This is a genomic window from Actinoplanes sp. NPDC051859, from assembly GCF_044452725.1.
In the GTDB taxonomy this organism is placed as follows: Bacteria; Actinomycetota; Actinomycetes; order Mycobacteriales; family Micromonosporaceae; genus Actinoplanes.
Window position 1 is genome coordinate 398,664 of record NZ_JBITBX010000003.1, and the last position, 24,908, is coordinate 423,571.

Genomic DNA, 24,908 nt, shown 5'->3' on the forward strand with positions numbered 1-24,908 from the left:
CGGTGACTGACCTGTCCCAGCTTGTGAAGGCGTACGACGTCCGGGGCGTGGTGCCCGATCAGCTCAACGAGACCGTTGCCCGGGCGCTGGGCACCGCCTTCGTGGAGATGCTGCGGGAGTCCGGCGACGACGCCGACAAGATCGTCATCGCCCACGACATGCGGGAGACCGGTCCGGGCCTCGCCACCGCGTTCGCCCAGGGCGCGAACTCCGCCGGTGCCGCCGTGGTGCACATCGGGCTCGCCTCCACCGACCAGCTGTACTACGCGTCGGGGTCGCTCGGGTTGCCGGGTGCCATGTTCACCGCCAGCCACAACCCGGCCCAGTACAACGGCATCAAGCTGTGCCGGGCCGGCGCGAAGCCGGTGGGGCAGGACAGCGGGCTCGCCGTCGTCCGGATGCGGGCCGAGGAGCTGCTGGGCGATCTCGACGCGGTCGCCGAGATGCCGCCGCGGGTCGAGCACACCGACCTGCTGGACGGCTACGCGAAGCACCTGCGCTCGCTGGTCGACCTGAGCAGCATCCGCCCGCTCAAGGTGGTCGTCGACGCGGGCAACGGCATGGGTGGTCACACGGTGCCGGCCGTGCTGGGCGACCAGCTGCTGGCGGCGCTGCCGCTGGAGATCATTCCGATGTACTTCGAGCTGGACGGCTCCTTCCCCAACCACGAGGCCAACCCGCTGGACCCGGCCAACCTGGTCGACCTGCAGGCCGCGGTCCGGGAGCACGGCGCCGACCTCGGGCTGGCGTTCGACGGTGACGCCGACCGTTGCTTCGTGGTGGACGAGCACGGCGACCCGGTGTCGCCGTCCGCGATCACTGGCCTGGTGGCGCGCCGGGAGCTGAAGCGGTTCCCCGGTGCCACCGTCATCTACAACCTGATCACCTCCGCGGCGGTGCCCGAGATCATCAAGGAGGCCGGCGGCGAGCCGGTCCGCAGCCGGGTCGGCCACTCCTTCATCAAGGCGGAGATGGCGCGCACCGACGCGGTCTTCGGCGGCGAGCACTCCGCGCACTACTACTTCCGCGAGTTCTGGTTCGCCGACACCGGCATGCTGGCCGCCATGCACGTCCTGGCCGCGCTCGGCGGGCAGGACCAGCCGTTGTCGCAGTTCGCCGCCGAATACGAGCGGTACTCGGCCTCCGGTGAGATCAACTCCACCGTCGCGGACTCGGCTGCCAAAATCGAAGAGGTGCGCGCGGCGTTCTCGGATGCCACGTTCGACGAGCTCGACGGCCTGACGGTCCAGCTCGGTGACGGGGCCTGGTTCAACCTGCGGGCCTCCAACACCGAGCCGTTGCTGCGCCTCAACGTCGAAGCGCCGAAGCCGGACCGGATGGCCGCGCTGCGCGACGAGGTGCTCGCCATCGTCCGCGGCTAGGACACGCTGGGAGAAAATGACGAGTCGCCGAGCCGAGGTCGCAACCTCGGCTCGGCTGCCGTGGTCGTCGCGCTCTACCAGAAATGCCCTAGGATCACCTGCGTTTGCACAATCCGCTTCCCGCAAGGAGTCGTCCGGTGGCCCTCGATCCGCACCTGCTGGACATCCTGGCCTGCCCGGACACGCACCACGCGCCGCTGACCCACGACGCCGCCGCGCAGACCCTGACCTGCACCGAATGCGGCCGGGTTTTCGAGGTGCGCGACGACATTCCGGTGCTCCTGCTCGACGAAGCCCGGCCCGGCACCGGCCCCGCCACCGCTGCCTGACGGCCTGTTCCCGGACCCGGCCGGCCCGGCCGCAGCGCCTGCACGGTGGCAGGGCCCCGCCGGCGATAGGATCACCGGGTCCGAAGCGAACACCCGCGTACATGGAGCCGCTCGGTGGTCCCTGGGTCCGCAGCCGGATCTGGCGGGTGCTGCCGTAAGCGCGGTGGAGAGGTGGCCTGATGGCAAGCCCCGACGACGGCACGGCCGGGCTGACCGGGCGTCGTGTCGCCGACGAGTCGCTGCTCGAAGACGAGAAGGCGATGCTCGGCAACGACCCGGGCGGCATGCTGCGTGCCACCGCATCCGCAGGTGCCCAGGTGCGCGAGTCGGCGGCGCTGGCCGCTGAGGCGAACCTGAGTGTGCTCGCCGACGAGGGGCGCCCCCGCGCGGTCGTCGTCGCCGGCATCGGCACAGCCGGTCTCACCGGCAACATCCTGGCGACCGTTGCCGGCCCGCGTTGCCCGGTGCCGGTCATCGGACACCGCAGCGCCGGCGTGCCCGGCTGGGTCGGTGCGGCCGACGTGGTCATCGCCGTGTCCGCATCGGGCCGCAGTCCGGAAGCGCTGGCAGCAGCCGACGCCGCCGCGCGGCGCGGTGCCCGGCTCGTGGCGATCGGCAACCCGGATTCCGAGTTGCAGGCGATGGCCGAGCGGGCCCGATCACCCTTCATTCCCGTGCCGCGGCGGGCGCCCGCGCGGGCCAGCCTGTGGGGCCTGGCCGTGCCGGTGCTGCTGGCCGCGCGCAGCCTCGGGCTGGTCAACGTCAACGAAGCCGACCTCGCCGAGACCGCGGCACGGCTGGACGCCGACGCCGAGCGGTGCCGGCCCGGCGCGGAGTCGTTCGTGAACCCGGCCAAATCGTTGGCGCTCGACCTCGCCGGGTCCGTACCCATCGTCTGGGGTTCGTCGCCGCTCGCGACGGTCGCCGCCCGGCGGTTTGCCGACACCCTGGCCGCGAATGCCCGCTATCCGGTGATGGCTGGTGCGCTGGGCGAGGCTGGCCGGGGCCGGGTCGGGCTGCTCGATGGGCCGTTCGGCGGGCTGGCCGAATCGTCGCGAGACATCTTCGCCGACCCCGGCGACGACGAGGACCTGAGCACCCGGCTGCGGCTGGTGGTCATGCGCGACGGCGGGCTCAACCCGCAGGACGACGCGGACGAGCCGGTGGCCGTCGAGGAGCGGCGGGCCGACGCCGTCCAGGTGCTCGCCGAGCGCCGCGGCGTGCGTTGTGACGTGGTGACCGCCGAGGGCGGTTCCGCGCTGGAACGACTCGCGTCGCTGGTGGCGGTTCCGGACTTCGCCTCGATCTATCTCGCGCTCGCGCACGGCCTGGACCCGATGGCGGTGCCGGCGATCAACGAGATGAAAGAACTGAGCGCCCCCACGCGGGACGGCCTGTAGTGAGTGCCGGAGGCGGCACCAAGGCGATCATTGCGGCGCTCCTCGCGAACCTGGGCATCGCGCTGACCAAGTTCGTCGCGTGGCTCCTGACGAGTTCGTCGTCGATGCTCGCCGAATCGATCCACTCGGTCGCCGACTCCGGCAATCAGGCCCTGCTCCTGCTGGGCGGCAAGCGCGCCCAGCGCAAAGCCACCCCCCAACACCCCTTCGGGTACGGGCGGGACCGCTACATCTACGCCTTCATCGTCTCGATCGTGCTGTTCACCGTCGGCGGCCTGTTCGCGCTGTACGAGGGCTATCACAAGTGGAGCCACCCGGAAGGCATCACGGCGTGGCAGTGGGTTCCGGTCGCAGTGCTGGTCATCGCGATCGGGCTGGAGGGCTTCTCGTTCCGCACCGCGATCAAAGAGTCCAACCACACCCGCGGTGACACGTCCTGGGTGAACTTCGTTCGCCGGGCCAAGGCGCCGGAGCTGCCCGTCGTGCTCCTGGAAGACTTCGGCGCGCTGGTCGGGCTGGTCTTCGCACTCGGCGGGGTCGGCATGACGCTGATCACCGGCAACGGCCGCTGGGACGCCGCGGGCACCGTCGCGATCGGGCTGCTGCTGGTGGTCATCGCGATCGTGCTGGCGATCGAGACGAAGAGCCTGCTCCTCGGCGAGGGCGCCACCCCCGAGGACGTACGCGCCATCGAGCAGGCGCTGCTCGCCGGAGCCGGAGTCGAGCGCATCATCCACATGAAGACGCTCTACCTGGGCCCCGAGGAGCTCCTGGTGGCGGCGAAGATCGCCGTGCCGAGCGCCGAGCGGGCCGCCGACGTGGCGACGCACATCGATGAGGCCGAATCCCGAATCCGGGCCGCCGTGCCGATCGCCCGGGTGATCTATCTTGAGCCAGACATCTTCCGTCCCGGGAAGGCGGCCACCGCCGCAGAACCCGCGACGGCGTAAACGATTCACGGGGGCTTTGCCATGGCTGCTGTCCTACCCCTCGCCGGCGTCATCCGGCCGTACGCCTGGGGCTCGCGCACATTGATCGCCGAACTCCAGGGCCGGCCGGCGCCCAGCGCCACACCGGAAGCCGAGTTGTGGCTGGGCGCCCACCCCGGCGACCCGTCCACAGTGACCCGGGCCGAGGGGCCGATCAGCCTGGAAACGCTGATCGCCGACGACCCGAAAGGCCAACTGGGTGCCGAGATCGCCGACGAGTTCGGCGTACGCCTGCCGTACCTGATGAAGGTCCTCGCCGCGGGCGCCCCGCTGTCACTCCAGGCACATCCGGACGCCGAATACGCGCGCCAGGCGTTCGCCGCCCAGGAGGCCAACCCGGCGGCGCCCAAGAACTACGTCGACGCGTACCACAAGCCCGAAATGCTGGTCGCCCTGACGCCGTTCGAAGCATTGTGCGGGTTCCGTGACCCAGCCGAGTCGGCTGTCGCGCTCGACAAGCTGAAGATCGCCCGGCTCGCCCCGGTTGTCGCCGCGCTCGGCCTGGGAGTGGACGGTCTCGGCGACGCCGTCCGTACGCTGCTGAGCTGGCCCGCCGACGACCGCGCCGCCCTCATCGAGGAGGCCGTGGCGGCGGGGACGTCGACGCTGGTGGCCGGGCTGGCGAGCCACTACCCAGGGGATCCGGGCGTGCTGGTCGCCCTGTTGCTGAACCACGTCCACCTGGCGCCGGGCGAAGCCATCTGGATGCCAGCGGGCAACCTGCACGCCTACCTTGCCGGCTGCGGCGTGGAAATCATGGCGGCCAGCGACAACGTCCTGCGCGGCGGCCTGACGCCCAAGCGGGTGGACGTCGACGAGCTGCTGCAGGTGCTGCGCTTCGAGGTGCTGGACGAGCCGATCCTGGCCGCGACGGAGCTCACGCCCGGCGTGGTGACCTGGCAGGTGCCCGTCCGCGAGTTCGCCCTCTACCGCATCGACCTCGACCCGGCCACGCCACCGGTGCGCCTGCCCGCGGAAGGCCCGCGGATCGTTCTCGGCACCAAGGGCGACGTGTACGTCGCCGAGGCGCTGGACGGCACGCCGGTCGAAGTCACCGCCGGCTCGGCGGCCTACCTTCCGGCAGAAACCGGCGCGGCAACCATCGCCGGCGTCGGCCAAGCTTTCCTCGCCGCCGTCGCCCCCTAAGCCCCGAGCAGGCCTTGCCTTGTGTGGCCTTGCCTTGCGTGGCCTGGCCCAGTTTGGCTTGGCTCGGCGGCCCTGACGTTTAGGCCGGCGCGCCAAGGAAGCGTTTAGGCCGGCGCGCCAAGGAAGGCGGGGGACGTTGTTCGCCGACGCAGAGACGGGGACGCGCCAGTGCTCGGCGTTTGGGGATCATGTCGCACATGTAGGCGCAGAGGCGCACCCGGCACGGTGGCCCTTGCTCATCGGCCGTAGGTCTAGATGCACCGGTGGTTGCGCGCGGCTAGGTAGCAGTCGGTGCACCTGATCATGCAGGCGCCAGCCACTGAGCGGGCAGGCTCGTCGGGAAGGTAACCCGGGATGCAGAGTGCCGGAAAAGACAAAATGGGAAATTTCAGGATTTGCTTGACAGGGCGTGCGCGGAGTGTGAATCTATAACCACGCAGCGTCACTGGTGATCGGGGGGTCCCACGACGCGCGCGGTACCAAACCGGGGGGATGAACGGGGCGGCAGGTCTTTGACCTGTCGCCCCGTTCGCTGTCCGCTGGGGTGAAGCCGTGGGGCCGGTGCGGCGCTGCGTAGGGGCGCGGTGTCGCGTCGAACGATGCGGTGCCGCGCCGGCATGGCACTCGTGCTGGCTTGATGCTCGTGCTGGCTTGATGCTCGTGCTGGCTTGACGCTCGTGCTGGCTTGACGCTCGCGCTGGCCTGACGCTCGCGCCGGCGTCAGGCCTGCGCCGGGTAGGCGTCGTTGATCATGGCGGCATTGCGCGTTTGGGTCGCCGTGGGGCGGGGTGGGGTAAATGCGGTTGGGGGTCGTGTGCCCGTACCTGAAATGTCTGGTTCTTCGATAGCGCAACCACCCACCTCTCGGACAAATGCCGCGCGTAGAGTCAGTCCCGCGAACCTTCCCTGAGCGTGAGGAGCAGCATGAGCACGCGTCCCCTGTCCGTGGCTGCGGGCGACTACAAGGTCGCTGATCTGTCGCTTGCCGCGTTCGGCCGTAAGGAGATCGAGCTCGCCGAGCATGAGATGCCCGGCCTCATGTCGCTGCGCGCGGAGTACGGCCCCAGCCGCCCGCTGCGGGGTGCACGAATCACCGGCTCGCTGCACATGACCATCCAAACCGCCGTCCTCGTCGAGACGCTGACCGCGTTGGGTGCCGAGGTGCGCTGGGCGTCGTGCAACATCTTCTCGACGCAGGACCATGCCGCGGCCGCGATCGTCGTCGGGCCGAGCGGCACGCCGGAGCGGCCGGACGGGGTGCCCGTGTACGCCTGGAAGGGCGAGACCCTCGAGGAGTACTGGTGGTGCACCGAGCAGGTGCTGCTGTGGCCGGACGGCGACGGTCCGAACATGATCCTCGACGACGGCGGTGACGCGACTCTGCTCGTCCACAAGGGCGCCGAGTTCGAGAAGCTGCACGCCGTGCCGTCCGCGGGCGCCGGTGACTCCGAGGAGTACGCGGTCATTCTCGCTGTGCTGGCCCGCTCGCTGAAGGAGGACGACCGCCGCTGGACCAGGGTCGCGGCCGGCATCAAGGGTGTCACCGAGGAGACCACCACCGGCGTGCACCGGCTCTACGAGATGCAGCAGAACGGCACGCTGCTGTTCCCGGCGATCAACGTCAACGACTCGGTGACCAAGAGCAAGTTCGACAACAAGTACGGCTGTCGGCACTCGTTGATCGACGGCATCAACCGGGCCACCGATGTGCTGATCGGCGGCAAGGTGGCGGTGGTGTTCGGCTACGGCGACGTCGGCAAGGGCTGCGCCGAGTCGCTGCGGGGCCAGGGCGCCCGGGTCATCGTCACCGAGGTCGACCCGATCTGCGCGTTGCAGGCTGCGATGGACGGTTACCAGGTCACCACGTTGGAGGAGGTGGTCGAGACCGCGGACATCTTCATTTCCGCAACCGGCTGCTTCGACGTGATCACCAGCGACCACATGGCACGGATGAAGCACCAGGCGATCGTGGGCAACATCGGGCACTTCGACAACGAGATCGACATGGCCGGGTTGGCGAGGCGCAAGGACGTCACGCGGGTGACCGTGAAACCGCAGGTCGACGAGTGGAAGTTCGCCGACGGCCACTCGGTCATCGTGCTTTCCGAGGGCCGCCTGTTGAACCTGGGAAACGCGACCGGGCATCCGTCGTTCGTGATGAGCAACAGCTTCTCCAACCAGACCATCGCGCAGATCGAGCTGTTCACGCGGACGGGGGAGTACCCGGTCGGCGTCTACGTGCTGCCAAAACACCTGGACGAGAAGGTCGCCCGGCTGCACCTGGACGCGCTCGGAGTCAAACTCACCGAGCTGAGCAAGCAGCAGGCCGAGTATCTGGGCGTGGCGGTCGAGGGGACCGTACAAGCCGGACCACTACCGCTACTAGGGCCTGATACGACGAAAGGCGAACCGGTGGTTGCCGCCGCCGGTTCGCCTTCCCTGTCCGCGCTACGCCCCCGCAGGCGACGCGCAAGTCGTACTACTTCTCCCATTAGCACATGGTCGTGCCAGATCTGCAAGTGCACTTTTCCGGTAGCGTGGGCCGCATGGCAAGACCGACATCGATGGCTGCGCGCCGGGAGCTGGGCGACGAGCTGCGCCGACTGCGGGGCGCGCGCCGGGCTGCCGAGGTTGCCGGCGAGCTGGGTTGGTCAGAGTCCAAATTGAGCCGGATCGAGACCGCCCGGACCGGGATCAGCGACCCCGATCTGGAACGACTGTTGCGGTTGCTGGATCCGGAGGGCGTGGACCGCTCACGGTTGCGGGACCTCGCCGGTCGCGGGCGTGCCCGGGTCTGGTGGGCGCCGTACCGGTCGTCGGTCGCCGAGCGCTACGACGAATACGTCGCTTTCGAGGCCGAGGCCGCGGCGATCTGCGAGTGGGAGGCCCAGGTGGTGCCGGGCCTCCTCCAGACCGATGAGTACGCGTACGCGGTCATCGAGGTCGGCGCGGACGTGCAGGATCCCGAGACGGTGCAGCGGCGGACCGCTCTGCGGATGGCCCGGCAGAAGGTGTTGACCCGGGAGCCGCCGCCCCGGCTGTGTGTCGTTCTCGACGAGTCGGCGCTGCGCCGCGAGGTGGGCGGCCGTGATGTGCTGCGTCGGCAGTTGGAGCGGCTGGTCGAGGCGAGTTGTCGGCCCGACGTGGAGCTGCGGGTGCTGCCGCTTTCCGCCGGCGCGCATGCTGCGCTGGGTGAAGCGTTTCTCATCTTCGAGTTCGCGGATGGTCGGATGCCTGTCGTGCACAGTGAGGACCTGGTCGGCGGCCAGTTGCGCACCAAGGATGGTGACGTCCAGATCTACCGGGATGCGTTTGCCGATCTGCGGAGCCGGGCGCTGCCGGTGGCGGCGTCCCGGGAGCTCATCGCTCGAACAGGCGACGGACTTCGCTGATTTGATCATCGTTGAAACGGATGAGTGTTCATCCGTGAAAGGGCATGACAATGCAGCAACGCATCCTGACCTGGCGCAAGAGCAGCCGCAGCGCCGCCGCGGGCCACTGCGTGGAGTTCGCCCCGGCGGTTCCGGCCGTCTTCGTCCGCGACTCCAAGGACGTTTCCGGGCCGGTGCTGGAGTTCGGCACCCGGGGGTGGGCGGAGTTCATCGCCGGAGTCCGAGCAGGGGACTACGACCGCTGACTGTGCGTCGCCGCTTTCCGGTTGCCGATGTGATCGAGGCGACCGGGGAGCGGCTTGACGGGACAGCGTTCGCCGTGACTAAGGTGTGCCGAGCCTAACTTAGGGCTGCCTTAGCAATCGGAGTGCCATGCTCGCCACCTACCTCATCGGCCTGCGCGAGGGGTTGGAAGCCACACTCGTGGTGAGCATCCTCGTTGCCTTCCTGGTGAAGTCCGGCCGCAAGGACCGTCTCGTCCAGGTCTGGGCCGGCGTAGGCCTGGCCGTGGCGCTCTCCGTCTTCTTCGGCTGGCTGCTCAGCTACACCTCCACAACGCTGCTGCAGAAGTACGAGCACCGCGAGCTCTTCGAGGCCGTCACCTCGGTGCTCGCCGTCGGCTTCGTCACCTGGATGATCTTCTGGATGCGTCGGGCCGCCCGGTCCATCGCCGGCGAACTGCGCGGCAAGCTGCAGGAGGCGCTGGAGGTCGGGTCGATCGCGGTCGCCGTGATGGCCTTCCTCGCTGTCGTCCGCGAGGGCCTGGAAACCTCACTGATCTTCTACTCCGCCGTGCAAGGCGCGTCGGCCGGCTCCGGACCGCTGATCTCGCTCATCGGCGGGATCGTCTCGGCCGTCGCCATCGGCTGGCTCATGTACGCGACCGCCGTGCGCATCAACCTCACGCTCTTCTTCACCTGGACCGGCGCCCTGCTCATCCTGGTCGCCGCCGGCATCCTCAAGTACGGCGTGCACGACTTCCAGGAAGCGAACGTCCTCCCGGGGCTCAACAACCTCGCGTACGACATCAGCGGCGTGCTCGACCCCAGCGCCTGGTACACCGCGCTGCTCTCCGGAATGTTCAACATCACCCCCACGGCGTCGGTGCTGGAAACCGTCGCCTGGGCCGCGTACGGGCTGCCCGTGCTCGCGATCTTCCTCTGGCCCGCGCGCAAGTCCTTAGCGCCGGCGCCGGCCCCTGAAACCCCCGCCCCGGCGTCCGCGCCTCAGCAGTAGGAGAACCGTTCCATGCGTACCACCCCTTTGCTCGCGCTGGCTACGGCCTGCCTCGTTGGCGGCGCCCTGGTCGCTTGCAGCTCCGACAAGGCCGACAGCGGTTCCGCGGCGGCCACCGGCGGCCCGATCACCGTCAAGGCCAACGACACGGCCTGTGAGGTCGCCCGCGCCACCACCGCGGCCGGCACCAGCGTCTTCTCGGTCACCAACGGCGGCAACAAGGTCACCGAGTTCTACGTGTACGCGGCCGGCGACCGGGTCATGGGTGAGGTCGAGAACATCGCCCCCGGCCTGTCCCGTGAGCTGCACGTCGAGCTGCCCGCCGGCTCGTACGAGACGGCCTGCAAGCCCGGCATGATCGGCAAGGGCATCCGCGCCGCGTTCACCGTCTCCGGCTCGGCCACCCCGCTGACCGCCGATGCCAAGCTGCTCGCGGCCACCGAGAGCTACCAGCGGTATGTGAAGAGCCAGACCGCCGCGCTGCTGCCGAAGACCGAGGAGTTCGTCGCCGCGGTCAAGGCCGGCGAGGTCGACAAGGCCAAGGCGCTGTTCCCGGTCACCCGCACCTACTGGGAGCGCATCGAGCCGGTCGCGGAGATCTTCGGCGACCTTGACCCGAAGATCGACGGCCGCGAGGAAGTCGTCGAGGAAGGCATGGCGTTCACCGGCTTCCACCGGATCGAGAAGGACCTCTGGGCCGCCAAGCCGGACATCTCGAAGGACGGTCCGATCGCCGACCAGCTGCTGGCTGACGTCAAGGAGATCGTCGCCAAGGCCAACGCCGAGAAGCTGTCCCCGCTGAACCTCGCCAACGGCGCCAAGGAACTGCTCGACGAGGTCGCCTCCGGCAAGATCACCGGCGAGGAGGACCGCTACTCGCACACCGACCTGTGGGACTTCAACGCCAACGTCGACGGCTCCAAGGCCGCCATCGCCGCGCTGCGCCCGGTGCTGGAAGAGCGCGACCCGGCCCTGGTCAAGACGCTGGACACCGAGTTCGCCAACGTCGACGCCGCGCTCGGCAAGCACCGCGCCGGCGACGGCTGGAAGCTGCACACCGAGCTGAGCAAGGCCGACCTGAAAGAACTGTCGGACGCCATCAACGCGCTGGCCGAGCCGATCTCCAAGGTCGCCGCGGTCGTCTCGAAGAAGTAGTCATGAGTGACAGCACTGTGTCGCGCCGGCGAGCCATCGCGCTCGCCGGCGTCGGCGTAGCCGGAGTAGCAGGCGCCGCCGCGGTAGGTGGTGCCCTCGTCCGCGGCGCGGCCGCCGACGACACCCCACACCCGGCGGAAGGCGCGGTCGCCTTCACCGGCGCGCACCAGGCCGGCATCGTCACCCCCGCCCAGGACCGCCTGCACTTCGTCGCGTTCGACGTCGTCACCAAGGACCGCGAACGTCTCATCACTCTGCTCAAGGACTGGACAGCCGCTGCCGCGCGGATGACCGCCGGGCAGGACGCGGGGGAGATCGGCGCGGTCAACGGCGTGCCGGAGGCACCGCCGGACGACACCGGCGAAGCCCTCGGGCTGCCGCCGTCCGGGCTGACCCTGACCATCGGCTTCGGCCCGACGCTGTTCCGCAACGCCGAAGGCCGGGACCGGTTTGGCATCGCCGCGAAGCGCCCACCGGCCCTCGACGACCTGCCCCACTTCCCCGGCGACATGCTCGACGCCGGGATCTCCGGCGGCGACCTGTGCGTGCAGGCGTGCGCCAACGATCCGCAGGTGGCGGTGCACGCCATCCGCAACCTGGCCCGGATCGGCATGGGCGTCGTCAGCGTGCGGTGGACGCAACTGGGCTTCGGGCGTACGTCGTCGACATCGCGGACCCAGGCCACCCCGCGCAACCTTTTCGGCTTCAAAGACGGCACCGCCAACCTCAAGCTCGAGGAGCCCGAGCTGCTCGACGAGCACCTCTGGGTGCGCGCCGGCGACGGCCCGGAGTGGATGACCGGCGGCTCCTACCTGGTCACCCGCAAGATCCGCATGATCGTGGAGACCTGGGACCGCTCGTCGCTGACCGAGCAGGAGGCGATCGTCGGTCGGCACAAGGGCAGCGGGGCGCCGCTCGGGATGACGGCGGAATTCGACGAGCCGAAGGTCGCGGCGCTGCCGGAGACCTCACACGTACGGCTCGTGCACCCGGAGAGCAATGCGGGGGCTCGACTGCTGCGTCGGGGCTACAACTACGTCGACGGGTCGGACGGGCTCGGCCGTCTCGACGCAGGACTGTTCTTCATCGCGTACCAGCGGGACCCACGCAAGCAGTTCGTGCCCGTACAGCTCAACATGTCGCGGCACGACGACATGAACGAATACCTCAAGCCGATGTCGATCGGGTTGTTCGCGTGCCCGCCCGGCGTGTCCGGTACGGGCGACTTCTGGGGCCGGACGCTGTTCTCCTGACGCGCCACCTATGGCCGGTCACACAGGCCGGAAGGGGACAGTGCAATATTGGATCGCATGAGAGCCCGCGTACTCGTCGTCGACGACGACCCCGCCCTCGCGGAGATGCTCGGCATCGTCCTGCGCAGCGAGGGTTTCCTGCCTTCCTTCGTGGCCGACGGTGAGCGGGCCCTCACGGCGTTCCGGGAAAACCGGCCCGACATCGTCCTGCTCGACCTCATGCTGCCCGGCATGAGCGGGATAGACGTCGCCCGGGCCATCCGCACCGAGTCGGGTATCCCGATCGTCATGCTGACCGCCAAGAGCGACACCGTCGACGTGGTGCTCGGCCTCGAATCGGGCGCCGACGACTACGTGGTCAAGCCGTTCAAGCCCAAGGAACTCGTCGCGCGGATGCGGGCCCGCCTGCGCCGCGGCGAGGACGCGGCCCCCGAGCTGCTGACCATCGGCCCGCCCGGCAACCAGATCACCATCGACGTGCCCGCGCACACCGTCACCCGCGACGGCGAGGAGGTGAAGCTGACGCCGCTGGAGTTCGACCTGCTGGTCGCGCTCGCCCGCAAGCCGCGCCAGGTCTTCACCCGCGAGGTCCTGCTCGAACAGGTCTGGGGCTACCGGCACGCCGCCGACACCCGGCTGGTCAACGTGCACGTGCAACGGCTGCGAGCCAAGATCGAGCCGGATCCGGAACGGCCCGAGATCATCTTGACCGTACGCGGCGTCGGCTACAAAGCGGGCACCGGCTGAGCGTCGGGGACTACCCTTGCCCCCGATGCGTGCTCCCGCCTGGCTTCCGATGCCGATCCGCCGCACCCTGAGAGTGGTGCGGCGGTACTGGCGTGCCGCCGTGCGCTGGGGGATGCGGGTCTCCGCCCCCGGCCGCCGGGCCTGGCGGCGCTCCCTGCACCTGCGGGTCATCACCCTCACCCTCGTCGCGTCCAGCGCGCTGGTCGGCGGTTTCGGCTGGTTCATCGCCGACCGCAGCACCAACATTCTGCTCGACCGCGCCGAGGACGAGGTCAAGTCCCGGATGCAGAACAAGGTCGACTACGCGTACCGGCAGCTCACCGTGCACCGGCAGGAGAGCGACCCGCAGCTGCGGGCGACCATCAGCAACACCGTCGCCCGCCTCGTGGACGGTGACTCCGCCGAGAACGGGGGCGCCATCGTCGCGCTGCGCGCCGACGGCTTCCCGGACGTCCCGACGCTCAAGCCCCGCGCCTCCACCACGGTCGACACCACTGACCTGATCACTCCGGAGCTGGTCCGGGACGTCTCCGGGCGCAGCATGGTGGCTTACCAGATCCGGACCGCCACCATCGGCGACCAGCAGACCAAATACCTGGTGTACGGCTCACCCGTGCCGACCAGCTTCGGCCACATCGAGCTCTACTACCTGGTGCCGTTGACCACCGAAGACCGCGCCGCCGACCAGATTCGGACGACCGTTCTGATCACCGGCTTCGCCCTGGTCATCCTGCTCGGTGCCGTCGCCGGCCTGGTCACCCGCATGGTGGTGACGCCGGTCCGGATCGCTGCCCGCACCGCCCAGCGGCTCTCCGCCGGGCTGCTCGACCAACGCATGAAGGTGGCCGGCGAGGACGATCTGGCCCTGCTCGCCGCCTCCTTCAACCAGATGGCCGCCAACCTCCAGCGCCAGATCGTGCGCCTCGAAGAGATGTCCCGGCTGCAACGGCGGTTCACCTCCGACGTGTCCCACGAGCTGCGCACGCCACTCACGACCGTACGGATGGCCGCCGACCTGATTTTCGCCGAGCGCGACGAATTCGATCCGGCGGTCGCGCGCAGCGCTGAGCTGCTGCAAGCCGAGCTGGACCGGTTCGAGAGCCTGCTCACCGACCTGCTGGAGATCAGCCGGTTCGATGCGGGTTTCGCCGCGCTCGATGCGGAGCACACCGACCTGGTGCCGGTGGTCGAGCGGGTGGCGGAGCGGCTCGCCAGCCTGGCCGAGCGGGTCGGCGTCACCATCGATCTGCGCCTGCCGGAGACGCCGGTCATCGCCGAGGTCGACCCCCGCCGGGTCGAACGCGTCCTGCGCAACCTGGTGGGCAATGCTGTCGAGCACGGCGAGGGCAAGCCGGTCGAGGTCACCCTGGCGACCGACGAGGCCGCCGTAGCCGTCACCGTGCGCGACCACGGCGTCGGCCTGAAACCGGGGGAGGAGCGCCTGGTCTTCAACCGGTTCTGGCGCGCCGACCCATCCCGCGCCCGGCAGACCGGCGGCACCGGACTCGGTTTGTCCATCTCGGTCGAGGACGCCCGCCTGCACGGCGGCTGGCTGGAAGCCTGGGGCGAACCGGGCGGAGGCGCCCAGTTCCGCCTGACGCTCCCGGTCCGCGCCGGCGATCGCCTCGTCGCCGCCCCGTTGCCGCTGATTCCTCGAGACCGCGCCATCGACGAGGAAATCCCCGTCCTGGCCGCACTGCCTGCCGGTCCTGCCCGCGTGGCGTTGCCCGCGGCGCCTGACAACGACTCCGGCACCGCGGATCCGACCACGCCGGACGACGGTGACTCCGGCGGTTCGAGCATCGATCAGCCTGCAGAGGTGCGGCGATGAAGCTGAACACGTCCAATCGCCGCCGCGCCGGTGCCCTGACCGCCGCCGTGCTGGCCGCCGTGCTGGCCGCTGCCGGCGGGTGCGGCATCCCCGACAACACCGAGGTCAAGCAGATCGGCACGGGACCGTCGATCGGATTCGCCTCCGACGACGATGTGCCGCTTCCACCGCGTACCCGCACGGACAGCCTCAACCAACGAGACCTCGTCAAGAATTACCTCGAAGCCGCCGTCGGCGATTTCAACGAGGCGTTCAAACGGGTACAGGAGTTTCTGTCGCCCTCCGCGGTCACCACCTTCAAGCCGCCCAACGAGATCAAAGTGGTGCACCTGGTCGACACCCCCCTGGTCGAGATCGCCACCGGTGACGTCGACCTCGAGGTGCGGACAATCGGGAAGCTGATGCACAACGGCAGCCTGATCACCGAGCCGGATGCGAGTGTCACGCGCTACAAGCTCGAGGTCAGAACGATCACGGGCAAGGACGGGCTGTTCGTCACCAAAGCCCCACCCGTACTACTGCTCAGCGACGAGGCGCTCGGCAATTTCTACGAACGCCGGACGATCTACTTCTGGAACCGGGAACACACCGCCCTCGTGCCGGACATCCGTTACCTGCCGAAGCAACTGCCCAAGGAGCAGGAGCCGCAACAGATCATCAAGTGGCTCATCGAAGGCCCGCCGAGCTGGCTGAGCGAGATCGTCGAGCCGCTCCCGGAAGGCACGGAGCTGATCGGCAACGTCCCCGCCGTCAGCAACGGCAAACTGCAGATCAACCTCAACCCGCAGTCCGTCGTGCCGCCCGACGACCCCGATGCGCTGGACCGGCTGCGGCGCCAACTCATGTGGTCGCTGCGAGCCAACCTTTCCGACAACGTTCTCGAGCTGCGAATCGGCAACCAGGAGCCGGTCGATTACGGCGGCAACGACTACCTCTCCAGCAATCCGTCGTCGCAGCTGGCGAGCACGCCCGAGCGCTTCCTGATCTACAACGGCCAGATCCATCGGCGCTCGCTGTCCCCCAACGCGCCGCAGCCGATCCCGGTGATCCCGCCGGAAGCCAACCGCAACGTCAAAGCTGCGGCCCTGGCCCACGATCCGCTCCGCCGCCAGTACGCCGCCCTGGTCACCGTCGAGAAGGACCGGCAGGTGCTGCAGGTCGGCGCCGCCGCGATCGACCAGCGAGCCAAGCTGCACCGGGTAAGCCTGCCGGGCGGCTCACCTGGTCAACCCGTCTGGGCCATCTCGTCCGACGACGCACAGACCGGCGCCATCGGCCTGATCACCGTGGGCGGGCGGCTCTACAGCTACTCCGCGAACGGCGCCGCCGTACGCCCGGTCGCCTGGCCCGGCCCACAGGGGTGGATCTCCGCCGTGGCAGTCGCGCCGGACGGTCGCCGCGTCGCCATGGTGGTCGGCGGCAGTCTCTACCTCGCGGCTCTGACCGCGGACGGCAACGGGCCACGCATCTCCGCCTACTTCCGGGTTCAGGTTCCCGCCCTGCAAGCGATGTCGGCGGTCGACTGGGGCACCGAAACCTCACTCCTGGTCGCCGGCACGCTGACCGGCCAGAACCGCGTCGCCATCGTCGACACCACGATCGACGGCAGCTCCGGCCAGGCCCAGCCCGATATCGGCACCGACGCCGTCACCTACCTCGCCGCCTATCCGGTCAGTCCCACCAGCAACAAGCCCTCCCCGGACGTCGTGCAGTACATGGCGAACGGCTCCGCCTATGACGCCCTGATCGGGCCCGAACCCGAGCGGATCGGCGTTGCCGACCTCGCCACGCCGGTGGCCGACCCGCCCGCCGCAGTGGCTCCCATCTCGCCCTTCTACCTCCGCTGACCGTCGCCCTACCGGTTGTCCACAGCCGCTGATTCGTGGGCTGCGGGCTGGTAGGGCTGCGTGGTCTTCTCGACACCCTGGACATCATCCGGGCGGGAGGATGCGCAATGACGTGGGCGAGCAGACTCAGCGCCGACCTCGCCGACCTGGTGCTGCCAAGCGCCTGCGCAGGGTGCGCAGCGGAGCGGGTCGAGTTGCGCTACGGCACCTGCGAGGCCTGTGTGGCGGAACTGGAAGCCTTGCGGCCGTTCCCGACAGTGCCGGATCCACCTCCGCCGGGAATGCCTCGCTGTGTGGCTGTGGGCGGCTACGGCGGGCCACTACGCGGCGCGTTGTTGGCATACAAGGAGCGGCAGCGGCATCGACTTGCCTGGCCGCTGGGGGCCTTGCTTGCGTCGGCCGTCGTCGAGGCCGCGGTGCGGGCGGGCGGACATCGGGGCGTACCCCTGACGCTCGTGCCGGTTCCGTCGACCGCGAGTGCGGCCCGGGCGCGCGGCGGCGACCACATGGCGCGGCTGAGCGCACAGGCCGTGCGCCGGCTGCGAGCCGGCGGTTGGCAGGCTGAGGCGGTGCGGGTGCTCCAAGCACTGCCGCGTCCTGACTCCGCGTTACTGACGGTAGCCGAACGGGCGACGGCCGCTGAGAATTCCCTGCGAATCAGGAGGACCCGGATCCGTATTTCGCGGCGGCGACCGACGATCGGAGGCACCCTGTTAGTGGTCGACGACATCGTCACGACAGGGGCCACGCTGGCCGCGGTGACGAGCCGGCTCCGGGAGGCGGACATGCAGGTCGCGGGCGCTTGCGTACTGGCAGCGACCCAGCGGCGTGCCGGCCGCGGACCGACGCCGGGCGAGCCCGCTTCCGCGAGCGTAAGCACGTCGAAAGTCCCCGGATCCGTTCCCCGAACGAGGGGTGACGGGCGGGCGTCAGCAGGTTAGCGTCATGGTGACGAGGGTAAGCGCGCCGCCTTACCCGCCACCGGAGCGAAGTCGACCAAGTCTGACCCGCCGCACCGGAAAGGAGCCGTCCTCGTAAGCCGTTTCGGTCACCCACGTGGGGATCGCTCCGCGGTCTCCGCCATCACCGAAACCCGCACCACCGCGTCGAAGTGCAAACGTTGGGGGAGGTCACGAGTGGACATTGTCGTCAAGGGCCGCAACGTAGAGGTTCCCGACCACTACCGGGAACATGTCGCCGACAAGCTGGCAAAAGTAGAGCGCTACGACCAGAAGTTGATCCGGGTCGACGTGGAGTTGTTCCACGAGCGCAACCCACGGCAGTCCGACAACTGCCAGCGCGTCGAAATCACGGTCGTGACCCGGGGGCCCGTCATCCGGGCCGAAGCCACAGCCAAGGATTTCTACGCCGCACTGGACATCGCCATCACCAAGCTCGACGGCCGCCTGCGCCGTGCCGCCGACCGACGGCGGGTGCACCGCGGACGGCACGCACCGGTCTCCGTGGCCGCCGCCACCGCCGGCCTGCCCACCGACCTGCCGAGCCTCACGCCGCCCGTCGAGGACGGCGCCGTGCTGACCGATCTGGCGGAGCACGACGACAACCAGCCGTGGCGCATCGTCCGCGAGAAGGAACACACCGCGGACCCGATGACCGTCGACGACGCTCTCTTCCAGATGGAGCTCGTCGGCCACGACTTCTATCTCTTCCACGACAAGGAGAGCGGCCGGCCCAGCGTCGTCTACCGACGCCGCGGCTACGACTACGGCATCCTCAGCCTCGAAGCTAGCTGAGCTGATGGCTGAGCTGATGGCCTCCCTTCGGTCGGCGGGGATCCCGCCCCTGGGGGTCGGTGTCGAGGACACCGAAACGAACCACGGCTGCGCCTAGTCCGTTTCGCCGCCCTCGACACCGACGGGCGGGATCCGTGGTGGTCATCGTGGACCCATGGCGGATGTGGGCGGGGAAATGGCGGGCTCTCGGATACCCGTCAGTTGCTGGGCGTTAGCCGTCTAGGCGGGGGCCTTCGGTGAGGAGGTCCTCGGCTAGGAGGGCGAATTGGACGTCGTCGGTGCGGCGGCCGTTGGCGCCGGGGAGGCGGGAGCGTAGGTAGGCCTCGCGGGTGAAGCCGGCTTTTTCGAGGACTCGTTGTGAGCCCAGGTTTGTCGGTAGGGCGCCCGCGATGAGGCGGGCGATGCCGGTTTCGGCGAACGCCCACAGGGATAGGAGCTGGGCTGCCCGGGTGGGGTAGCCGCGGCCTCGCCAGGCCGGCATCATGCTGTAGCCGATCATGGCCTGGCCGGTTCGTGGCTCCTGGTAGTAGAGGCCGATCTCGCCGGTGGGCGTGCCCGTGGCCGTGTCGACGATGACCAGGTCTGCGCGGTCGCCGGCGAGCCAATGCGAGGCGGTCCATGCGCAGCGCCGGCGCATTTCTTCGGCGCTGGGCGGCACCGGTGGCACGGTCGTCGCGACGACGTCCTCCTGCGAGTGCAGTTCCGCATAGAACGGCAGGTCGGACTCGCGCAGCGGGCGCAGGGTCACCACGCCGTCGGTGAGTTCGCCGCCGGGCAGGTCGGGCAGGAGCCGTTCGACCGGCCCCGGCGGGTCGCCGGCGACGCGGGCGAAGGCCAGCGCGTCCGCTCGGGCGCCGTCGTGGCCGGGCAGCGCGTCCCGGCGTACCCCCTCGGGCTTGAAGCCGGCGGCGAGGGCAACCCGCTGGCTCACTGCGTTCTCGCGGTGGGTGAGCAACTCCAGGCGGGCAATTCCCGACGTCATCGCGTACGCGCAAAGCGCACTGACCGCCGCGGTAGCGACGCCGCGGTGCCGTGCCCACGGCCCGGTCCAGTAGCCGATCTCGGCCTGGGCGCGGCCGGGCTGGAACCGGTCGAGGCCGGCGCCGCCGAGCAGCCGGTCGGTGACCGGGTCGGCGACCGCGTAGAACCCGCCGCCCTCGGCGAACATGCGCGGGGCGACCAGGTGGAAGAAGTCCTCGGCGTCGGCCCGGGTGAAGGGCATCGGGAGTGCCGTCATGAACCGGTGCATGTCCGGCTCGTTGCAGGCGATCAGCAGATCGTCCAGATCCTCCGGCCGCAGCCCTCGCAGCCGCACGCCGTCGCCCGGGATCACCGGCACGTTCGTCTCCATCCCACCAGCCCTTTCCTCACTGCGCAGCCTGTCACGGGGTCGGTGACACGCCCGACCGTCCCGCCGCGCTTCGCACCTTGCCTCATCTGCGGGTCACTACCGTGCACGCGGTGCTCCGGCGCGTCCGACGCTCGGGGCCGCCGCCAGGTTGCGGCGCCGGCAAAGATGCGCTGTCAGCGAACTCCCCGCCCTATTTCGTCCCTTTCGCGAGATTACTGGGAGGCTCGGGTCACGGCGCCGCCCGGCGGACGCCTACGATGGTTCGGCAGACCGTCTAGGGGAGCGTTGACCCGTGTCGATTTTGGAAAAAGTCCTTCGTGCCGGTGAAGGCCGCATGGTGCGCCGCCTCAAGGCGATCGCCAATGCGGTCAACTCGATCGAGGACGAGTACACCGACCTCACCGACGACGAGTTGCGGGCGCACACCGACCAGTTCAAGGAACGCGTCGCCGATGGCGAGTCGCTCGACAGCCTGATGGTCGAGGCGTTCGCGGTCGCTCGCGAGGGTGCGCGCCGAGTGCTCGGCCAGCGTGCGTACGACGTCCAGCTCATGGGTGGCGCCGCGCTGCACTTCGGCAACATCCCCGAGATGAAGACCGGTGAGGGTAAGACCCTGACCGGCGTCTTCCCGGCGTACCTCAACGCGCTCAGCGGCGAGGGCGTGCACATCATCACGGTGAACGACTACCTCGCCCAACGCGACGCCGAGTGGGTCGGCCGGGTGCACAGCTTCCTCGGCCTCACCGTCGGCGTGATCCTGCCCAACCGGCCGGCCGCCGAGCACCGCGCAGCGTACGAATGCGACATCACGTACGGCACCAACAACGAGTTCGGCTTCGACTACCTGCGCGACAACATGGCGTGGTCGGCCGGCGAGCTGGTGCAGCGCGGGCACAACTTCGCGATCGTGGACGAGGTCGACTCGATTCTCATCGACGAGGCCCGCACCCCGCTGATCATCTCCGGCCCCGGCGAGCACTCCGCCCGCTGGTACGGCGAGTTCGCCGCCCTGGTCGGCCGCCTGCAGAAGGGCAAGGACGGCGAGGGCGACTACGAGGTAGACGAGGCCAAGCGTACGGTCGCCATCACCGAGCGCGGCGTCTCCCGGGTCGAGGACCGCCTCGGCATCGACAACCTGTACGAGTCGGTGAACACCCCGCTCGTGGGCTACCTGAACAACGCCATCAAGGCCAAGGAGCTCTACAAGCGGGACAAGGACTACATCGTCGACGACAACGGCGAGGTCCTGATCGTCGACGAGTTCACCGGCCGCATCCTGCACGGCCGCCGCTACAACGAGGGCATGCACCAGGCCATCGAGGCGAAGGAAGGGGTGGAGGTCAAACAGGAGAACCAGACCCTGGCGACCATCACCCTGCAGAACTACTTCCGCCTCTACAACAAGCTCGGCGGCATGACCGGTACCGCGCAGACCGAGGCCGGCGAGTTCAACCAGGTCTACAAGGTCGGCGTCGTGAGCATCCCGACGCACCGGCCGATGATCCGCGTCGACCACCCGGACGTCATCTACAAGACCGAGAAGGCCAAGTTCAACGCGGTCATCGAGGACATCGCCGAGCGGCACGCCACCGGCCAGCCCGTCCTGGTCGGCACCGTCTCGGTCGAGAATTCCGAGATCCTCTCGCAGCTCCTGCGCCGCCGCGGCATCCCGCACAGCGTGCTGAACGCCAAGTTCCACGCCCAGGAAGCGCAGATCATCGCGCAGGCCGGCCGCAAGGGCGGCGTCACGGTCGCCACCAACATGGCCGGCCGCGGCACCGACATCCTGCTCGGCGGCAACCCCGAGTTCGCGGCCGCCGCCGAGCTGCACCAGCGCGGCCTCGACCCGGTGGAGAACCCCGAGGAGTACGCCAAGGCCCTCGAAGAGGTCATGCCGTCGGTCAAGGAAGCGTGCGAAGAGGAAGCGGCCGAGGTCATCGCCGCCGGTGGCCTCTACGTGCTCGGCACCGAGCGTCACGACTCCCGCCGCATCGACAACCAGCTGCGCGGCCGCTCCGGCCGCCAGGGCGACCCGGGCGAGTCCCGGTTCTACCTGTCGCTGCAGGACGACCTGATGAAGCGTTTCCGCGCCGGCGCGGTCGAGGCGGTCATGGACCGCTTCAACATCCCGGAGGACGTCCCCATCGAGTCGAAGATGGTGACCCGCCAGATCCGCAGCGCCCAAACCCAGATCGAGGCCCAGAACGCCGAGATCCGAAAGAACGTCCTCAAGTACGACGAGGTGCTCAACAAGCAGCGCCAGGTCATCTATGCCGAGCGCAAGCGGGTGCTCGACGGCGAGGACATGCACGACCAGGCCCAGCACATGATCGACGACGTGGCCGCCGACTACGTCACGGCCGCCACCTCCGAGGGGTACGGCGAGGACTGGGATCTCGAGCAGCTGTGGACCAACCTCAAGCGGTTGTTCCCGCTGAGCCGCACCATCGAGGACATCATCGAGGAAGCCGGCGGCGAGCGCAGCAGCCTCGACCAGGAATTCCTCATCGCCCGGATCAAGGAAGAGGCCCAGCGGGCGTACCAGGCCCGCGAGGACGAGCTGGGCGAAGAGGCGGTCCGCGAGCTCGAACGCCAGGTCCTGCTCGCCGTCATCGACCGCAAGTGGCGCGAGCACCTCTACGAGATGGACTACCTGCAGGAAGGCATCAGCCTGCGGGCGTACGCCCAGCGCGACCCGGTCGTCGAGTACCAGCGCGAGGGCTTCGACATGTTCAACCAGATGATGGAGGGCATCAAGGAGGAGGCGGTCGGCTTCCTCTTCAACCTGGAAGTTCAGGTCGAGGAGGCCCCCTCGGTCACCGTCGACCCGTCCCAGGCCCGCGCGCTGCCCAAGGACGACGAGCCCGACCAGCACGTGGAGGTCCGCGCCAAGGGCCTCGGCGGCAACCGTCGCCCGCAGAACCTGCAGTACACCGCGCCCACCATCGACGGCGAAGCCGGCGCGGGCGCCCCGCAGATCCAGCAAGCCCCGCAGGCTCCCGCACTCGGCCTCGGCGGCGGCGCAGCCCCGGTCGTCCCGGCCAGCCCGGCCCACACCGGCGCCCACCGCGCCGCGGCCAACTCCGGCCAGGCCGAGGCCAGCAATGGCCCGTCCCGCAACGCCCCCTGCTACTGCGGCTCCGGCAAGAAATACAAGCGCTGCCACGGCGCCCCGGGCGCTGTCTGAGCCCGTCCGCACGTCACACCCGCCCGCCGCGAGCAGCTTCGCGACGGGCGGGTGTTGCGTCAGCCGGCCCTCGCGGCCTCAGAGCGTCCGCCGCTCGGACGGGCGCCGCACCGTTCGACGCCCTGATGCTGCACCGCGTCGGCTGAGCTGCCGTGGCGGACACACTTTCCGGCATCCCATGACAGCCGCAGGACGTGGTTGAAGAACTATGTGGCGGCGAGGCTGCGCGAGCGCGGCCCGGACTCACCTGGGTCGGACGCTGTTTGCTTGGTTGCACACTGGGCGGAGCCAGCAGGAGCCGCGCCGAATCCTCCGATCCAACGCCCGCCTGCGCCAGCCCGACGGTGGCACGTCATCGCAGTCCGTCCGGGCCTGGTTGCGTGCTGGTTGGCCCGATGCTCGGGCCGGGCTCAGTCATCAGAACGGGCATTCGCGCTCGACAACGACAGGTGGTCCGCCCCGCAGCGGGACTTCGTGCACCACATCATCGCCGCGGCCGGCCCCGCCTTCGCGAGCGTGGTCGAATGACCCGTGCGGAGGCCGAAGCCCGATACGTGGCCGGGGCCGAGCCGTTCGCCCTCCGTTTCGAGAAGCACGTTGACGGTGCGGTGATCGCTGACCTGGCCGACGCGATGGGCTGGATTCGTGACGACCTTCCGCCGGTGCCGGTCCCCCACCACCATTGGTTCTCTGGCGTCGAAGGTGGACCGCTCACGACGTGAGCACTCAGCTAGGCGGCTGAGGGTGACCCGCCGCCTGTGGCTGCTCCAGGGGCGGGCTCGCCGTGGGGTCAGATCAAGTGGAAGACGGTTGCCAGCCAGGCATCGCCCTCCAGCTCCAGGCGGAATGCCATGGCTAGGGTGCGGTCGCCGACTATCAGGACGACGGCGGCCTCCACTGCGCCTGGTCGGGGCTCGCAGACGCTGGAGCAGAGCACTGCCACGGGGGCTGGGCGATATTGCCGGGCGTTGGTGCGGGACGGTCGGTGTGGCGGCTGGCGGCGAGCGTGGGCTGCCTTCCGGGCCTGTGTGATCTTGTTGGCCGCCGCGACGCCCTGGGCCACGACTGCGGCGGCTTCGCGAGGCTTGGCGAGTTTGCGGAGGTGGGCTGCGGGGCGATACCCGTTCAGGACCTCGACGCAGGAGTTCACGAACCTGCGAACCGCAAGCCTCGCATCGGGGGATAGCCCGGTCGGCGCCGTGAGCTGAACACGAGGGAGCGCCGACGCCGGTGTCGGGGATGGCGCTGACGCCGGCGTCATGGCGGTGGGCAGGCCTGATGTCGGCGGCGTGTCTGTGCGGGACGAAGCTGACACCGATGGCGCTGTGGTGAGGGGTGAGGCTGACACCGATGGCGCTGTGGTGAGGGATGAGGCTGACGCCGGCATCGTGATGGGGGAGAGGGCCGGTGTTGTCGCGGGCGAGCGGGGACGGGTCCAGCTCAAGGCCAGTTGGTGCGGGTTGGACCGGGAGGCCGGCTCGTGTTCGTCGTCGAAGGGCGGCTCGCACCGGGGTGCTGGACGCAGCCGGACTGCCGGTGCTGTTCGGCGCTTTTCCACTTCGACTGTCGTCACAGAGCACCCCGATTCTTGCGTTTGCCTCCGTTTGCCTTCGATAGCCAGTGTGGTCCGGACGTTGAGGGGCGTCAATGTCAGATTGAGGGCCTGTGGATAACCGGGATCAGTCGGGGTCGCGGTCGGTGAGGGGGTTGTCCTGGACCCAGGCTGCCGTCTCCGCGTATTTCAGTGCGATGTATTCCTCGAGTTTCGCCCGCTCCACTCGCCATTGGCCGCGGCCGCCGATCTTGATGGCGGGGAGTTCTCCGCTGCGGACCATGTGGTAGACCTGCGAGTCGGACACGCTGAGTTCGGCGGCCACGTCGGACAGCAGCAGGAACCTGGCCTCCATGG

General features: G+C 69.3%; 20 protein-coding genes and 1 pseudogene. 18 read left to right on the forward strand and 3 right to left on the reverse strand.

The annotated features are described in order from the left end of the window. Positions 1–2: 2 nt before the first annotated feature. The 16 genes and pseudogenes from ACIA1L_RS09790 to hpf all read left to right on the forward strand — a co-directional run bounded on the left by ACIA1L_RS09790 (position 3) and on the right by hpf (position 18,461). On the forward strand, positions 3–1,382 hold the full coding sequence (locus ACIA1L_RS09790) for a phosphomannomutase/phosphoglucomutase (protein WP_396072193.1): 1,380 nt from the start codon (positions 3–5) through the stop codon (positions 1,380–1,382). Between the two features lie 137 nt (positions 1,383–1,519). Next, positions 1,520–1,711, forward strand: a complete 192-nt coding sequence (locus ACIA1L_RS09795; protein WP_396072194.1) for a Trm112 family protein — start codon at positions 1,520–1,522, stop codon at positions 1,709–1,711. A 179-nt stretch (positions 1,712–1,890) separates the two neighbouring features. Next, the gene (locus tag ACIA1L_RS09800) at positions 1,891–3,111 is read left to right on the forward strand and encodes an SIS domain-containing protein (RefSeq protein ID WP_396072195.1); all 1,221 of its coding nucleotides are present in this window, start codon (positions 1,891–1,893) and stop codon (positions 3,109–3,111) included. Further along, positions 3,111–4,061, forward strand: a complete 951-nt coding sequence (locus tag ACIA1L_RS09805; protein ID WP_396072197.1) for a cation diffusion facilitator family transporter — start codon at positions 3,111–3,113, stop codon at positions 4,059–4,061. The genes ACIA1L_RS09800 and ACIA1L_RS09805 overlap by 1 nt, the downstream gene beginning before the upstream one ends. A gap of 21 nt (positions 4,062–4,082) precedes the next feature. Beyond that, positions 4,083–5,246 carry a mannose-6-phosphate isomerase, class I gene (manA, locus tag ACIA1L_RS09810; protein ID WP_396072198.1) on the forward strand — a complete coding sequence of 388 codons (1,164 nt, stop codon included), beginning with the start codon at positions 4,083–4,085 and terminating at the stop codon, positions 5,244–5,246. Between the two features lie 924 nt (positions 5,247–6,170). Beyond that, a pseudogene (gene ahcY / locus ACIA1L_RS09815) lies at positions 6,171–7,632 on the forward strand (adenosylhomocysteinase). Positions 7,633–7,792: 160 nt separating this feature from the next. Then, positions 7,793–8,638: a DUF5753 domain-containing protein gene (locus ACIA1L_RS09820; protein ID WP_396072199.1), complete on the forward strand. Its 846-nt coding sequence runs from the start codon at positions 7,793–7,795 to the stop codon at positions 8,636–8,638. Between the two features lie 50 nt (positions 8,639–8,688). Continuing rightward, complete coding sequence (locus ACIA1L_RS09825) at positions 8,689–8,883, forward strand: DUF397 domain-containing protein (RefSeq protein ID WP_396072200.1); 195 nt, start codon at positions 8,689–8,691, stop codon at positions 8,881–8,883. A gap of 127 nt (positions 8,884–9,010) precedes the next feature. After that, positions 9,011–9,874 carry an iron uptake transporter permease EfeU gene (gene efeU, locus ACIA1L_RS09830; protein WP_396072201.1) on the forward strand — a complete coding sequence of 288 codons (864 nt, stop codon included), beginning with the start codon at positions 9,011–9,013 and terminating at the stop codon, positions 9,872–9,874. 12 nt (positions 9,875–9,886) lie between these two features. Continuing rightward, positions 9,887–11,029: an iron uptake system protein EfeO gene (gene efeO, locus ACIA1L_RS09835; protein WP_396072202.1), complete on the forward strand. Its 1,143-nt coding sequence runs from the start codon at positions 9,887–9,889 to the stop codon at positions 11,027–11,029. Between the two features lie 2 nt (positions 11,030–11,031). After that, positions 11,032–12,282, forward strand: coding sequence for an iron uptake transporter deferrochelatase/peroxidase subunit (gene efeB / locus ACIA1L_RS09840; RefSeq protein ID WP_396072204.1), 1,251 nt, complete (start codon positions 11,032–11,034; stop codon positions 12,280–12,282). A 57-nt stretch (positions 12,283–12,339) separates the two neighbouring features. Beyond that, positions 12,340–13,029 carry an MtrAB system response regulator MtrA gene (mtrA, locus tag ACIA1L_RS09845; RefSeq protein ID WP_396072205.1) on the forward strand — a complete coding sequence of 230 codons (690 nt, stop codon included), beginning with the start codon at positions 12,340–12,342 and terminating at the stop codon, positions 13,027–13,029. Positions 13,030–13,078: 49 nt separating this feature from the next. Beyond that, entirely contained in the window at positions 13,079–14,860 is a 1,782-nt protein-coding gene (gene mtrB / locus ACIA1L_RS09850) for an MtrAB system histidine kinase MtrB (protein ID WP_396072464.1), read from the forward strand. Beyond that, entirely contained in the window at positions 14,857–16,707 is a 1,851-nt protein-coding gene (locus ACIA1L_RS09855; protein WP_396072206.1) for an LpqB family beta-propeller domain-containing protein, read from the forward strand. Before mtrB ends, ACIA1L_RS09855 begins: the two co-directional genes overlap by 4 nt. A 107-nt stretch (positions 16,708–16,814) precedes the next feature. Next, complete coding sequence (locus ACIA1L_RS09860) at positions 16,815–17,648, forward strand: ComF family protein (protein ID WP_396072208.1); 834 nt, start codon at positions 16,815–16,817, stop codon at positions 17,646–17,648. Positions 17,649–17,843: 195 nt separating this feature from the next. Then, positions 17,844–18,461: a ribosome hibernation-promoting factor, HPF/YfiA family gene (hpf, locus tag ACIA1L_RS09865; protein ID WP_396072210.1), complete on the forward strand. Its 618-nt coding sequence runs from the start codon at positions 17,844–17,846 to the stop codon at positions 18,459–18,461. A 211-nt stretch (positions 18,462–18,672) separates the two neighbouring features. Here the strand turns inward: hpf and ACIA1L_RS09870 are convergent, their stop codons facing one another. After that, positions 18,673–19,800 (reverse strand): GNAT family N-acetyltransferase, encoded by a 1,128-nt coding sequence (locus tag ACIA1L_RS09870; protein WP_396072211.1) that lies wholly within the window; start codon positions 19,798–19,800, stop codon positions 18,673–18,675. 304 nt (positions 19,801–20,104) lie between these two features. On the opposite strand from ACIA1L_RS09870, the gene secA reads away from it, so the two are divergent. Together secA and ACIA1L_RS09880 are read left to right on the forward strand one after the other, a co-directional pair. Next, positions 20,105–22,999 (forward strand): preprotein translocase subunit SecA, encoded by a 2,895-nt coding sequence (gene secA, locus ACIA1L_RS09875; RefSeq protein WP_396072212.1) that lies wholly within the window; start codon positions 20,105–20,107, stop codon positions 22,997–22,999. A 524-nt stretch (positions 23,000–23,523) separates the two neighbouring features. After that, entirely contained in the window at positions 23,524–23,721 is a 198-nt protein-coding gene (locus tag ACIA1L_RS09880; protein ID WP_396072213.1) for a hypothetical protein, read from the forward strand. 68 nt (positions 23,722–23,789) lie between these two features. Here the strand turns inward: ACIA1L_RS09880 and ACIA1L_RS09885 are convergent, their stop codons facing one another. Together ACIA1L_RS09885 and ACIA1L_RS09890 are read right to left on the reverse strand one after the other, a co-directional pair. Beyond that, positions 23,790–24,386 carry an Rv3235 family protein gene (locus tag ACIA1L_RS09885; protein ID WP_396072465.1) on the reverse strand — a complete coding sequence of 199 codons (597 nt, stop codon included), beginning with the start codon at positions 24,384–24,386 and terminating at the stop codon, positions 23,790–23,792. Positions 24,387–24,678: 292 nt separating this feature from the next. Further along, positions 24,679–24,906 carry a helix-turn-helix transcriptional regulator gene (locus tag ACIA1L_RS09890; protein WP_396072214.1) on the reverse strand — a complete coding sequence of 76 codons (228 nt, stop codon included), beginning with the start codon at positions 24,904–24,906 and terminating at the stop codon, positions 24,679–24,681. Positions 24,907–24,908: the final 2 nt, after the last annotated feature.